The organism is Kineococcus sp. NBC_00420 (assembly GCF_036021035.1).
Taxonomy (GTDB): Bacteria; Actinomycetota; Actinomycetes; order Actinomycetales; family Kineococcaceae; genus Kineococcus.
The window spans coordinates 2,990,191-3,002,798 of record NZ_CP107930.1 but is presented as its reverse complement, the minus strand read 5'-3'; the positions used below and the strand labels follow the sequence as shown (position 1 = coordinate 3,002,798).

Genomic DNA, 12,608 nt, shown 5'->3' with positions numbered 1-12,608 from the left:
CGCTCACCGCCCCGCCGCGTAACCCTGGGCGCCGCGGGAGTTCGCGGCGGCCTGCAGCACTCCGGTGGCCGGGTCCCGTTCGACCGTGGACAACCGCCCGAGCGTCCACCCGCCGGCGACGGTCACCTCGTGCCCGCGGGCCCGCAGACCGGCGACGACGTCCGCCCCGATCCGGTCCTCGACGACGGCACCCCCCGGGGTCCACGTCCGGGGCCAGAACGACCCGGGCATCGACGTCGTGTGCAGCGCGGGGGCGTCGATGGCCTGCTGCGGCGAGTACCCGCCGACGAGGGTCCGCAGCAGGTAGAGCAGCTGCCACTGGTCCTGCTGGTCGCCGCCGGGGGTCCCCAGCGCCGCGACGGGAACCCCGTCGCGCAGCAGCAGCGTCGGGGTCAGCGTGGTGCGCGGCCGTTCCCCCGGGGTGAGGGCGGAGGGGGAACCCTCCTCCAGCCACGTCATCTGCAACCGCGACCCGAGGCAGAAACCGAGTTCCGGGATCGTGGGGGAGGACTGCAACCACCCGCCCGACGGCGTGGCGGAGACGACGTTCCCCCAGCGGTCGACGACGTCGAGGTGGCAGGTGTCGCCCTTGGTGCTGCCACTCGTCTCCACCGTGGGCTCCCCCGCTCCCGCGGCGGTCCCGGCCTCGGTGGCCAGCGGCGGCAGGAACGGTTCCGCACCGTCCACGACACCGGGGCGGAACTCGTGCGAGGCGCGGTCGGTGATGAGCGCGCGTCGCGTGGCCGCGTACTCCGGCGAGAGCAGCTGCGCCAGCACCGCCGGATCGGCCTGCGACCCGTAGTAGGCGTCCCGGTCCGCGAGGGCGAGCTTCAGCGCCTCGAGGACCGTGTGCGCGCCGCGTTCCGTCGAGGGGTCGAGGTCGGCGTCGTCGAACTTGTCGAGGATCCGCAGCGCCTGCAGCAGGACGGGGCCCTGGCCGAACGGCCCGGTCTTGGCGACCGTCGTCCCCCGGAACCCGATCGTGACGGCCTCCTCGAGACCGGCCGAGAACCCGGCGAAGTCGGAGACCTCGATGACCCCGGCGTGGTCGGTGCCGGAGGAGTGGCGGTGCGGGGTCCGCAGGAACTCGGCGGCCTCGCGGGCGACGAAGCCCTCCCGCCACTCCCGCCGGAACGCCTCGATCCGGCCCTCGCGGGTCGTCTCGGCCTTCCCGGCCTCGAGGAGGCGTTCCAGGGTGCGGGCCCAGGCGGGGTTGGTGACGATCTCGCCCGGTTCCGGGATCCGACCTTCGGGCATCCACAACGCGGCCGAGGTGGGCCAGTGGTCGCGGAACAGTTCTTCGACGGAGGCGATCGTCCGCCCGACCCGGCGCAGCACGGGGTGGCCGTCGCGGGCGTAGCCGATGGCGGGCGCGAGGACGTCGGCGAGTTCCCAGGTGCCGTGCTCGCGCAGCAGGACCATCCACGCGTCGACCGCGCCCGGGACCGCCGCCGCGAGCCCACCGGCGCCGGGCACGAGGTCGAGTCCCTCCCCGCGGTAGTGCGCGATGCTCGCCGCCGCGGGCGCCGGCCCCTGCCCGTTCAGCACGACGGGCGTCGGGTCCGCCGCGGTCGCGAGGACGGCCGTCATGTCGCCGCCCGGGCCGTTGAGGTGGGGTTCCACGACGTGCAGCGTGAAACCCGCGGCGACGGCGGCGTCGAAGGCGTTGCCGCCGCGTTCGAGGACGGACTGCCCGACGGCCGTCGCGATCCAGTGCGTCGTCGCCGTCATGCCGAAGGTGCCCTGCAGGGTGGGGCGGGTGGTCTCGTCGGACGGTTGCGTGAAGTCGGGCGAGAAGGGGCTCACCGGTGTCCTCCGGGTTCGAGGGCGTCGCGCAGCGCGTCGCCGAACAGGTTGAAGGCCAGGCAGACCAGGACGATCGCCAGACCGGGGAAGAGGGCCGCGTACGGCGCGCGGAAGATGTACTGCTGGGCGTCGGAGAGCATGATCCCGAGGCTCGGGGTGGGCGGCTGGATCCCGAGCCCGAGGAACGACAGCAGCGCCTCGCCGATGACGACGGCGGGCATGATGACGGTCGCCTGCACGATGATCGAGGGTACGGCGTTGGGCAGGAGGTGGGTGGCGAGGATCCGCAACCCCGAGGCGTCCATGCTCCGGGCGGCCAGGACGTACTCCGAGCCCTTCAGCCGCAGGGTCTCCGCGCGCACCACCCGGATCATCTGCGGGACGTGCGCGATGCCCAGCGCGATCGCCGCGTTCGACAGGCTCGCCCCGCGGATCGCCGCCAGCCCGACGGCCAGGACGAGGAACGGGAACGCCAACGTCAGGTCGGTGAGGCGGGAGACGACCGCGTCGAGACGGCGCCAGTAGCCCGCGACCAGTCCCAGCGGTGCGCCGACGACGATGGACAGCGCGACGGCGAGGATCCCGACCTCGAGCGAGGCCCGGGTCCCGAACAGCACGCGGGACAGGATGTCGCGGCCCAGGTCGTCGGTGCCGAGCGGGAAACCCACCGTCCGGGGCTGCTGAAACGGCGTCTCGAAGTGGACCTGCGTCGGCGGGTGCGGCGCGATGAGCGGCGCGAACACCGCGGCCACGACGACGAGCAGCAGCAGGATCCCGCCGGTCAGACCGAGGCGGTCGTGCAGCAGGTTCTTCAGGACCCGCCCGCGGCTGGACCCGAGGTCGACCGACAACCGGTCCACGGGTGTCTCCGTCGCCGCGCTCACGAGGTCGCCCCCGCCACCCGGATGCGGGGGTCGAGGACGCTGTAGAGGACGTCCACGGCCAGGTTGATGACGATGTAGGCGAGGGTCACGACGAGGACGACTCCTTCGATGACGGGGTAGTCGCGGCTGAACACCGAGTCGAGGGTGAGCTTGCCGAAACCGGGCAGGCCGAAGATGCGTTCGGTGACGACGGCGCCGGAGATCAACCCGCCGAGCTGCAACCCGACGAGGGTCACGACGACGACGAGGGAGTTCCGCAGCGCGAACCGGACGACGACGCGGGCGCGGGAGGCGCCCTTCGCGCGGGCCGTCCGGACGTAGTCGGCGCCGAGGTTGGCGAGCATCGACGCGCGGGTCTGGCGCATGACGACGGCCGCGATCCCGGTCCCCAGGATCACCGCGGGCAGGGTGAGGTGGTGCAGCGCCCGCAACGGGTCCTCCACCGGGGAGACGTAGCCGGAGGCGGGGAACCAGCCGAGGCCGACGGCGAGGTAGAGGATCGCGAGCAACCCGAGCCAGAAGCTGGGGACGGACAACCCCAGGATCGACAGCGTGTTCAACCCGAACTCCAGGGGGGTTCCGCGCCGGACCGCCGCGAGCGTCCCGGCGACCAGGCCGATGACCACGGCGAACGCCATCGCGTAGAGGGCCAGCCAGGCCGTCACCGGCAACGTGGCGCCGATGAGTTCGGTGACCGGGGTGCCGGTGCGCACCGAGGTGCCGAGGTCACCGGAGAGGAGGTTGCGCACGAACCGCCAGTACTGGACCCAGATCGGCTGGTCGAGGCCGAGCTGGACCCGGATCGCCGCGACGGCCTCGGGGGTCGCCTCCTCGCCGGCGGCCGCGAGCGCCGGGTCACCGGGCAGGGCCCGGACCCCGGCGAAGACCACCATCGAGGCGAGCACGAGGGTGACGACGCTCTGCCACGAACGGGTGAGCAGGAATCTCGCCACGGTCACTTCCCTCCGGCCAGGAACGCGGCCCGGGACAACCGGACCACTCCGTCGGCGTAGGTCTCGATCCCGGCCACGCCGGGATCCTGGGTGGTGTACCCGGTGATGCTGCGCTGCCGGTACAGGTAGACGATCGGGTTGTCGCGCTGCACGACGGTCACCAGCTTCCCGTAGAGCTCGGCGCGTTGCGCGGGGTCGGTGGCCCGGGCCGCGGCCTTGACGAGGTCGTCGGCCTCGGGCGAGGAGTACCCGGAGTAGTTGTTCCCGGCCCCGGTGCTGAGGAAGCTCGCGCTGTTGCCGTTGGGGTCGACACGACCCGACCAGCCGAGCTGCACGGCCTCGAAGTCACCGCTGGTCTGCTGGTCCAGCAGCGTCGAGTACTCCACCGGCTGGATGGTGAGGTCGAAACCGCCGGCGACGACGCTGGCCTGCAGGGCCTGGGCCAGTCGCAACGAGTCCGCGGTGTTCGAGGTCGCCATGGTGAACCGGTAGGGCAGCTCGACGCCGGCCTCGGTGAGGAGCTGCTTGGCCCGGGCGGGGTCGTAGGTGGGGCAGGCCTCGCTCGCCTCGGTGGAGTACGTGCTGTCCGGTGGGACGAACGAGCAGGCGGGTTCGTACCAGTTGTTGAACACCGAGTTCACCAGCGCGGTCCGGTCCACCGACAGCGAGAACGCCTCCCGGATCCGCGGGTCGGTGGCCAGCGGCGTGTCGATGCGGCCGGGCGGCTTCCCGGTCCCCTCGGTGTTGCCGAGGTTGAACGTCACCGCCTGGTAGCCGAACGATCCGGTCTGCAGCAACCCGACGTCCTTCTCCTGGGCCAGCGCGTCGACGTCCTGCGGGGAGAGGCTGTCGGCGACCTGGACGTCACCGGAGCGGAGGTTCGCGGCGCGGATGTTGGCGTCGGTCATGATGCGGTAGGTGATGGTGTCCAGGTGGACCTCGTCGGCGGCGTAGTACAGCGGGTCGCGTTCGACGGTGATGGAGGTCTGCGGGACGCGTTCGACGAACTTGAACGGCCCCACGCACACGGGGTGCGCCCCGAAGTTCGTCCCTTCGGCCGCCAGCGCCGTGGGCGACATGATCATCCCGGCCCGGTCGGCGAGCGCCGCGGTGAGCGGGGAGAACGGCGTCTTGTAGGTGACGACGACCGTCCCGGGGTCGGGTGCGGTGACGTCGGCGACGGGTCCGAGTTCGCTCTTGCGCGAGGACCCTTCGAGGGTCAGGTTCCGCTGGAGCGTCGTGACGACGGCGGCGGCGTCGAAGGGGGTTCCGTCCGCGAACACCGGGCCGGTGCGGACGGGGATCGTGACGGTGAGGCCGTCGGGCGAGATCGTCGGCAGCGCCGCGGCGAGCTGCGGGACGAGGTTCCCGTCGGCGTCGATGTCGTAGAGCTTCTCGCACACGGCGTTCATGACGTAGCGCGTGTAGAGCGAGGAGGACGTGGTCGGGTCGAGCTTGTCGGGTTCGGCCGACAGCGCCATCACCAGGTCGCCGCCGTCGGCGACGGGACGGGAACCGATCGCGACGCCGGTGACGTCCTCGCGGTCGGGGGCGGGCTGCACGGGCTGGACGGCCACGCAGCCAGTGAGGAGGAGCAGCGCGGCGAGCGAGCACGGGACGCGGACCTTCATGTGAACACCTTCGGGACGCCGACGAGCAGGTCAGGAACGTATACAATCGGGGACCGTACTCCGACTTTGTTTCGTCTGTGTTGCCGACGCTCCGGTATCTTCCGGAACTCACCTGGAGGAACGGGGAGTTTCGTGGCGAAGAAGTGGCACCTGGCGCTCATGCTGGTCCTGACGTTCTCGACCGGCATCGTCGACGCCGTCGGCTACCTCGGCCTCGACCGCGTGTTCACGGCGAACATGACCGGCAACGTCGTGATCCTCGGCATGGCCCTCACGGGCGCGGAGGACCTCCCGATCGTCGGCCCGATCATCGCGCTGCTCGGGTTCCTCGTGGGCGCGACCGTCGTCGGCCGGGTGCTGCGGAAGGCGCCGACGGGCTGGACGACCGCCTCCTCGGTGGTCTTCGGACTCGTCGGGGTCGGACTCGGCGTGCTGGCCGCCGTGGTCACCGGACTGCAGGGCGTCCCCGTCGAGGCCGGCACCACCGCACCGCCCGCCGCCCTGGCCGTCACCGGCACGCTCGGGGTGGTCATGGGTGGTCAGGGCGCCGCCGCCCGCCGCCTCGCGGTCAAGGACGTGACCACGGTCGTCGTGACCTCCACGCTCACCGGCCTCGCGGCCGACTCCCGGCTCGCGGGGGGCACGGGCGAAGGGTGGCGGCGACGGATCGGCGCGGTCGTCCTCATCCTGGCCGGGGCCGCGGTCGGCGCGGCCCTGCTGCGCTGGCACATCGGCGCGGGCCTGGCCCTCGCCGCGGTCATCGCCCTGCTCGCCGCCCTCCTCGGCCACCTCAAGGCGCGCGAGACCCCCTGAGGACAGGCGCTCCCGCGAGTGGGGCTGCGAACGGGTGATGCGGTACTCAACCACTTTCCGTCCAGGAAGGCATCACGTAGCGTCACCTCATTGCTCCACCCGTCCCCTGCACCCGCCGGTGACGCGCGGGGACGGAAGGAGACCCGATGGACAGCGGACGCGTCAGCGTGCCGTCGCGACCACGGGTCACCGTGCCGTTCGAGGAGCTGGTCCAGCAGGTGCCGATGGGGGTGTGGATCCACCTCGACGACCGGATCGTCTACGCCAACCGCTGCGCCGAGGAGATGCTCGGGACGGGCCCGGGGCAGGCGGTGGGCCTGTGGATGTCGCACCTGGTCCACCCGGCCTCCGCCCAGCTGGTCCAGGCCCGCACCGCCCGCCTGCTGAGCGGGCGGGCGCTGTCCGGGTCGGCGGAGGTCACCCTCCTGCGTCCCGGCGGCGAGGAGGTCCGCATCGAGTCGGTGGAGACCACGATCGAGCTCCCCGAGGGGGTCGCGGTGGTCGTGACGGCCTGCGACGTCACCGAGCGCGTCCGCCGTGAGCAGCACCTGGCCCACGTGGCCACCCACGACGGCCTCACCGGCCTGCCCAACCGGCTGCTGTTCATGGACCGCCTCGAGCAGGCGCTGAGCGGTGCGGCCCGCCGGGGTGGGTACGTGCTGCTGGCCTTCGTCGACCTCGACGGGTTCAAGGCCGTCAACGACCGGCTGGGGCACGCCGCCGGGGACGAGGTCCTGCACCGCGTCGCGCAGCACCTGCTCAGCGGTTCGCGCAGCGGTGACACCGTCGCACGACTGGCCGGGGACGAGTTCGTCGTCTGCGCCGAGCTCGACGAGGCCGCCGACGCCGAGGGGTGCGTGGCCCGCTACGCGGAGGCTCTCGCCCGGGCGCAGCGACCCTCGGACGTCGTCGCGTGGGGGGCGAGCACCGGTGTCCTCGTGTGCGACGGGACCTGGTCGGCCGCCGACGCCCTCGCCGAGGCGGACCGGCGCATGTACGCCGCGAAGCTGCCCCGGGCCCGCGGGACGGACGGCCTCCCGGCCTGAGCGTCCCGGGTCGCCACGCCAGGGCGGTGGCGGGACGGCGGGCACGGGTGCAGCATCATCGGTCTCGACCGCAGAGCGCGGTGTCACCGGAACCGCAGGAGTGACGAGGAAGCCATGACGACATCGCGCGCAGGACAGCTCGCAGAACCCTCGGACCTCATCGACGTCTCGCACGTCGTCACGGCCTACTACGCGACCCAGCCGGACCCCTCCGACGTCGGGCAGCGCGTCGCGTTCGGCACCTCGGGCCACCGCGGGTCCAGCCTCGACGCGGCGTTCAACGAGAACCACATCCTCGCCACCACGCAGGCGATCGTGGACTACCGCCGTGAGCAGGGCTTCGACGGTCCGCTGTTCATCGGTCGCGACACCCACGCGCTGTCGGAACCGGCGTGGGTCTCCGCCCTCGAGGTCCTCGTCGCCAACGACGTCACCGTGCTCGTCGACGACCGTGACTCCTGGACCCCGACGCCGGCGGTCTCGCACGCGATCCTGCGCGCGAACCGCGACGGCTCCTCGATCCGCACGACCGGTAGCGGCCTGGCCGACGGGATCGTCGTCACCCCCTCGCACAACCCGCCCCGCGACGGTGGTTTCAAGTACAACCCGCCGAACGGCGGCCCCGCCGACACCGACGCGACCGGCTGGATCGCCAGGAAGGCCAACGCCTACCTCGAGGCCGGCCTCGAGGGCGTGCAGCGGGTCCCGTTCGCGAAGGCTCGCGCCGCCGCGCAGGGGTACGACTTCATCGGCACCTACGTCGACGACCTCCCGAACGTCCTGGACATCGACGCGATCCGCGACGCGGGGATCCGCATCGGCGCCGACCCGCTCGGCGGGGCGAGCGTCGAGTTCTGGCAGGCCATCGCGGACCGTCACCGGCTCGACCTGACGGTCGTGAACCCGCTGGTGGACCCGACCTGGCGGTTCATGACGCTGGACTGGGACGAGAAGATCCGGATGGACTGCTCCTCGCCGTCCGCGATGGCCTCGCTCATCGCCAAGCGCGACCAGTTCCAGATCGCCACCGGCAACGACGCCGACTCCGACCGCCACGGCATCGTCACCCCCGACGGGCTGATGAACCCCAACCACTACCTCGCCGTCGCGATCCAGTACCTGTTCGGCAACCGGAAGGGCTGGCCGCAGAGCGCCGCCATCGGCAAGACGCTGGTGTCGAGCTCGATGATCGACCGCGTGGCGGAGTCCCTCGGTCGCACGCTGCTCGAGGTCCCCGTCGGGTTCAAGTGGTTCGTCCCGGGCCTGCTGGACGCCTCCGTCGGCTTCGGCGGCGAGGAGAGCGCGGGCGCGTCGTTCCTGCGCAAGGACGGTTCGGTCTGGAGCACCGACAAGGACGGCATCCTGCTGGCCCTGCTCGCCTCCGAGATGACCGCTGTGACGGGGAGGACCCCCAGCCAGCACTACGCCGACCTGACCGCGCAGTTCGGGGCGCCGGAGTACAAGCGTTCCGACGCCGCCGCCACCCGGGAGCAGAAGGCGACGCTGTCGAAGCTCTCCGCGGACCAGGTCAGCGCGACCGAACTCGCGGGCGAGAGGATCGTCGCGAAGCTCACCGAGGCGCCCGGCAACGGGGCGGCGATCGGTGGCCTCAAGGTCGTCACCGAGACCGCGTGGTTCGCCGCCCGCCCGTCGGGCACCGAGGACGTCTACAAGATCTACGCCGAGTCCTTCCAGGGCGCCGAGCACCTCGCCCGGGTGCAGGCCGAGGCGCAGGAACTCGTCGACGGAGTTCTCGCGAGTTGACCCGCATCGACCAGTGGACGTGGGCGGTGCGGCTCTACAAGAGCCGCTCGCTCGCGTCCGCCGCCGTGAAGGCGGGACACGTGCGCGTCAACGACGAACGCGCGAAACCCTCGACCAGCGTGCACGTCGGCGACGAGGTGCGCGTGCGGGTCGAGGGGTACGAGAAGGTCTTCGAGGTGGTGCAGCTGCTCGAGAAGCGGGTGGGCGCCCCGATCGCGCAGGCCGCCTACGTCGACAACTCCCCACCACCGCCCCCGAAGGACGAGTTCTTCGGCGCGTTCGGCACCCGTGACCGCGGGGCCGGACGTCCGACCAAGCGCGACCGTCGCGAGATGGAACGCCTCCGCGGAGAACCCCCGCAGGACTGAACCCGCCTCGGTAGGGTCGGGACGTGATCGAGGAACTCGACAAGGCCGAACTGCACGTCCACCTCGAGGGGACACTGGAGGCCTCCGAGCTGTTGCGGATGGCCCGGGAGAACGACGTCGACGTGCCGTACACGAACGTCGAGGACGTCGACGCGGCGTACGAGTTCTCCAGCCTCCAGTCCTTCCTCGACGTGTTCTTCCAGGGGTGCCGGGTGCTGCGCCGTCGCGACGACTTCGCCGACCTGGCCACCACCTACCTGCGCCGGGCGGCGGCCGACGGGGTCACCCGGGCCGAGGTCTTCTTCGGTCCGCAGACGTTCCTGGCCAACGGTGTCCCGCTCGAGGACCAGCTCGAGGGGCTCTTCGACGGCTTCGCCCGCGCCCACGAGGAGACCGGTATCGACGCCGCGCTCGTCGCGAGTGCGCAACGCCACCGTTCGGAGGACGACGCGCTGGCGATGCTGGAGGCCGTGATGCCCTGGGCCGACCGCATCGTGGGGTTCGGCCTGGGTTCCTCCGAACTCGGCAACCCGCCGTCGAAGTTCCTCCGGTACTTCGACGCCGCCCGGGAACGGGGTTTCTGGACGACCTGCCACGCGGGCGAGGAGGGGCCGGCCTCCTACGTCTGGGAGGCCCTCGACCTCTGCCGCGTGGACCGGATCGACCACGGGGTGGCGATCGCGAGCGACCCCACCCTGGTGGACCGGGTGGTTCGGGACCAGGTACCGCTGACGATGTGCCCGGTGTCGAACCTCCGGCTCAAGGTCGTCCCCGACCTGGCGTCGCACCCGATCCGGGAACTCTTCGACGCGGGAGCCCTGGTGACGGTCAACTCCGACGACCCGACCTACTTCGGCGGCCACGTCGCGGACAACTACCGACGCCTGCGCGACGACGCCGGGTTCAGCGAGGCCGAACTGACGCAGCTCGCGCGCAACAGCCTGACCGCCAGCTGGACGTGATCTTCAGCGTTCTGCTTCCGCACCCTCCCGCCGCATGCTAAGAGTGATGTCTAGATGACGGAGGGTGGGGAAATGGCCGACGCCGTGCGCGACTTCGCCGCGCTGTTCGACGGGTTGCCGGCGGCGTTCCTCGTCATGGACCGGGAACTGGTCATCGTCGAGGCGAACCAGGCCTACTGCCGACTCCTCGGGCGCGACCGGGACCAGCTGGTCGGGCGCCACGTCTTCGACGCGTTCCCGCCCACGGCGGGGTCCCTGTCCGAGGACGGTGGGAACCCACTGGAGGCCGCCTTCCTGCGCACCCGCGACGAGGGCAGCACGGAATCGTTGCCGCTGTTCACCTACGACGTCGGCGACCCCACCACCGGGGAGCTCGTCCAGCGATGGTGGTCGTTGGTCTGCGCACCGCTGCCGGGCGCGGACGGGAGCACGGACCACGTCATGCAGCGCATCGAGGACGTCACCGACTACGTGCGGGACCGTTCGCACACCCGCGACGTGGAGGCCGAACTCTTCGTCCGCCTCCGTGAGGTCGAATCGGCGAGAGCGGCGGAACGTTCGGCGGCGCAACGGGTCAGTGCCCTCGGCGGCGCGGCGCTGCGCCTCGCCCAGGCTCAGCACCAGGAGGTGCTGATCGAGGTGGTGGCCGGTCTGGGACTGGAAGCCGTGGGCGCGACCAGCGTCGAGATCGCCCTGGTCCCGCTCGGCGATCCCGCCGGGCCCCTCGACCTCTGGCAGGTCACGACCACGGCGGAGCGGCGGGTGACCACCCGGGGCGCACTGTCCCGGGACCAGGGCTCCCACCTCGCCACCGCCCTCGGGACCGGCCTGCGCTCGATCGAGCCCGAGTGCGTCGTCGTCCCGCTGAGCGCCGGCGACGGTCCGCTCGGCGCACTGGCCTTCTGCTGGCCGGAGACCCGGGCGATCCCCGACGTGGACGTGGACCTCGTGGAGACGATCGCGGTCCAGTACGGCCAGGCCGTCGCCCGGCTCCGAGCCCGCGAGACCGAGCAGGCCGTCGCCGCGGACGCGGTCAGCATGTCCGAGGCGTTGCAGCGCAGCCTGTTGACCGAACCGCGCCAGCCCGAGGACGTCCTCGTCGTCGCTCGCTACCGACCGGCCGCGCAGCGCGCCCAGATCGGCGGCGACTGGTACGACAGCTTCCGGACCGCCGACGGCCGCACGACGCTGGTCGTCGGGGACGTCAGCGGGCACGACGAGGAGTCCGCCGCGGTGATGGGTCAGGTCCGGAACCTGTTGCGCGGCATCGCCTACTGCAGCACGGCGGGGCCGGCGACCGTCCTGACCCGCCTCGACCACGCCCTGGCGGACCTCGACGTGGGTGGCCTCGCCACCTCCGTCCTGCTCACGCTGCAGGAGGGGCCGGGCGAGGGGGAACGCACGATGCGCTGGAGCAACGCCGGCGCCCCGCCGCCGCTGCTGCGCTCGCCGGACGGTTCGGCGACCCTGTTGCAGCCGGAACCGGAACTCCTGCTGGGACTCGACCCGGAGACCGGACGCAGCGACCACCGACTGGTCCTGCCCCTCGGGGCGGGCGTCCTGCTGTTCACCGACGGACTCGTGGAACGTCGCGACGCCAGCATCGAGGACGGGCTGGAGTGGTTGCGGCGCACCGTGTCCGGGATGCCCCACCACAACCTGGAGCAGATCTGCGACGAGCTGCTGAGGATGGTCGAGGGCTACGCCGAGGACGACGTCGTGCTCCTCGGCGTGCAGGTCCTGGCCCCCCAGCAGCACGACGTCGACCTCAGGTCCGTGGCAGTTCCCGGAGCCACTGCTCGACCTCGGCGACGGTGAGCACCGGACCCGCCGCCCCGAAGGCGATCCGGGCGTCCTTGTCCCCGGGTCTCCCGCTGGTCAGCAGGTACCCGGGATGCCGCGAGGTGGGGGCCTCCAGGGTCCAGCCCTTGGCCTTCGCCTCCTTGCGCAACCGGGCGAGCTGCTCGTCGGGGGCGCTCACGACGCGCGCTCGCAGCCCTGTGCGGCCGGGTCGCGGCGGTAGGCCTCCCCGAGGCGGATGACCTCGTCGAGCTTGTCCCGGGTCGCGGTCAGCTCCTCGAGCTGGGTCTGGATGCGTTCACGTTCGGCGAGCAGCCGGTCCTGCATCTCGTCGGTGAGGACCCCGTGCTCCATGCACGGCAGGATCCGCAGGACCGCCTTGCTGCCCAGCCCCGCCGTGTAGAGGTTCTGGATGAACCTCACCCGTTCCACGGCCGAGACCGGGTAGTGCCGTTGTCCGCTCGGAGCGCGGTCGGAGGTCAGCAACCCCTGCTCCTCGTAGTAGCGCAGGGCGCGGACACTCACCCCCGCCTCCTTCGCGACCTCACCGATGCGCACGAATGCCCCTCACGACTTGCCTC

12 protein-coding genes are annotated in these 12,608 nt (G+C 71.8%); 6 read left to right on the top strand and 6 right to left on the bottom strand.

The window, feature by feature from the left end:
• Positions 1-3: 3 nt before the first annotated feature.
• From OG218_RS14710 to OG218_RS14695, 4 genes are all read right to left on the bottom strand, one after another.
• The gene (locus OG218_RS14710) at positions 4-1,731 is read right to left on the bottom strand and encodes a gamma-glutamyltransferase family protein (RefSeq protein WP_442906504.1); all 1,728 of its coding nucleotides are present in this window, start codon (positions 1,729-1,731) and stop codon (positions 4-6) included.
• 71 nt (positions 1,732-1,802) lie between these two features.
• Positions 1,803-2,690 carry an ABC transporter permease gene (locus OG218_RS14705; RefSeq protein ID WP_328293973.1) on the bottom strand — a complete coding sequence of 296 codons (888 nt, stop codon included), beginning with the start codon at positions 2,688-2,690 and terminating at the stop codon, positions 1,803-1,805.
• A complete protein-coding gene (locus OG218_RS14700; RefSeq protein ID WP_328293972.1) occupies positions 2,687-3,643 on the bottom strand; it encodes an ABC transporter permease in 957 nt (318 codons plus the stop codon). The genes OG218_RS14705 and OG218_RS14700 overlap by 4 nt, the downstream gene beginning before the upstream one ends.
• 2 nt (positions 3,644-3,645) lie before the next feature.
• Positions 3,646-5,274, bottom strand: coding sequence for an ABC transporter substrate-binding protein (locus OG218_RS14695; RefSeq protein ID WP_328293971.1), 1,629 nt, complete (start codon positions 5,272-5,274; stop codon positions 3,646-3,648).
• A 159-nt stretch (positions 5,275-5,433) separates the two neighbouring features.
• On the opposite strand from OG218_RS14695, the gene OG218_RS14690 reads away from it, so the two are divergent.
• From OG218_RS14690 to OG218_RS14665, 6 genes are all read left to right on the top strand, one after another.
• Positions 5,434-6,087, top strand: coding sequence for a YoaK family protein (locus tag OG218_RS14690; RefSeq protein WP_442906503.1), 654 nt, complete (start codon positions 5,434-5,436; stop codon positions 6,085-6,087).
• A 146-nt stretch (positions 6,088-6,233) separates the two neighbouring features.
• Complete coding sequence (locus tag OG218_RS14685; protein ID WP_328293969.1) at positions 6,234-7,133, top strand: diguanylate cyclase domain-containing protein; 900 nt, start codon at positions 6,234-6,236, stop codon at positions 7,131-7,133.
• Positions 7,134-7,247: 114 nt separating this feature from the next.
• Positions 7,248-8,897, top strand: coding sequence for a phosphoglucomutase (alpha-D-glucose-1,6-bisphosphate-dependent) (gene pgm, locus OG218_RS14680; protein WP_328293968.1), 1,650 nt, complete (start codon positions 7,248-7,250; stop codon positions 8,895-8,897).
• Positions 8,894-9,265: an RNA-binding S4 domain-containing protein gene (locus OG218_RS14675; RefSeq protein ID WP_328293967.1), complete on the top strand. Its 372-nt coding sequence runs from the start codon at positions 8,894-8,896 to the stop codon at positions 9,263-9,265. The genes pgm and OG218_RS14675 overlap by 4 nt, the downstream gene beginning before the upstream one ends.
• 23 nt (positions 9,266-9,288) lie before the next feature.
• Positions 9,289-10,227, top strand: a complete 939-nt coding sequence (add, locus tag OG218_RS14670; protein ID WP_328293966.1) for an adenosine deaminase — start codon at positions 9,289-9,291, stop codon at positions 10,225-10,227.
• A gap of 72 nt (positions 10,228-10,299) precedes the next feature.
• A complete protein-coding gene (locus tag OG218_RS14665; protein ID WP_328293965.1) occupies positions 10,300-12,045 on the top strand; it encodes a SpoIIE family protein phosphatase in 1,746 nt (581 codons plus the stop codon).
• Here the strand turns inward: OG218_RS14665 and OG218_RS14660 are convergent.
• Together OG218_RS14660 and OG218_RS14655 are read right to left on the bottom strand one after the other, a co-directional pair.
• Positions 11,996-12,208, bottom strand: coding sequence for a hypothetical protein (locus OG218_RS14660; RefSeq protein ID WP_328293964.1), 213 nt, complete (start codon positions 12,206-12,208; stop codon positions 11,996-11,998). The two genes, OG218_RS14665 and OG218_RS14660, sit on opposite strands and share 50 nt — an antisense overlap.
• Positions 12,205-12,585, bottom strand: a complete 381-nt coding sequence (locus tag OG218_RS14655; protein ID WP_328293963.1) for a MerR family transcriptional regulator — start codon at positions 12,583-12,585, stop codon at positions 12,205-12,207. The genes OG218_RS14660 and OG218_RS14655 overlap by 4 nt, the downstream gene beginning before the upstream one ends.
• Positions 12,586-12,608 lie beyond the last annotated feature (23 nt).

Excerpts from the sequence above, each read along its gene's own strand:
- OG218_RS14710 (WP_442906504.1), bottom strand. The coding sequence starts at position 1,731 with ATGACGGCGACGACGCACTGGATCGCGACGGCCGTCGGGCAGTCCGTC.
- OG218_RS14695 (WP_328293971.1), bottom strand. The coding sequence starts at position 5,274 with ATGAAGGTCCGCGTCCCGTGCTCGCTCGCCGCGCTGCTCCTCCTCACT.
- OG218_RS14690 (WP_442906503.1), top strand. The coding sequence starts at position 5,434 with ATGCTGGTCCTGACGTTCTCGACCGGCATCGTCGACGCCGTCGGCTAC.
- OG218_RS14685 (WP_328293969.1), top strand. The coding sequence starts at position 6,234 with ATGGACAGCGGACGCGTCAGCGTGCCGTCGCGACCACGGGTCACCGTG.
- pgm (WP_328293968.1), top strand. The coding sequence starts at position 7,248 with ATGACGACATCGCGCGCAGGACAGCTCGCAGAACCCTCGGACCTCATC.
- OG218_RS14665 (WP_328293965.1), top strand. The coding sequence starts at position 10,300 with ATGGCCGACGCCGTGCGCGACTTCGCCGCGCTGTTCGACGGGTTGCCG.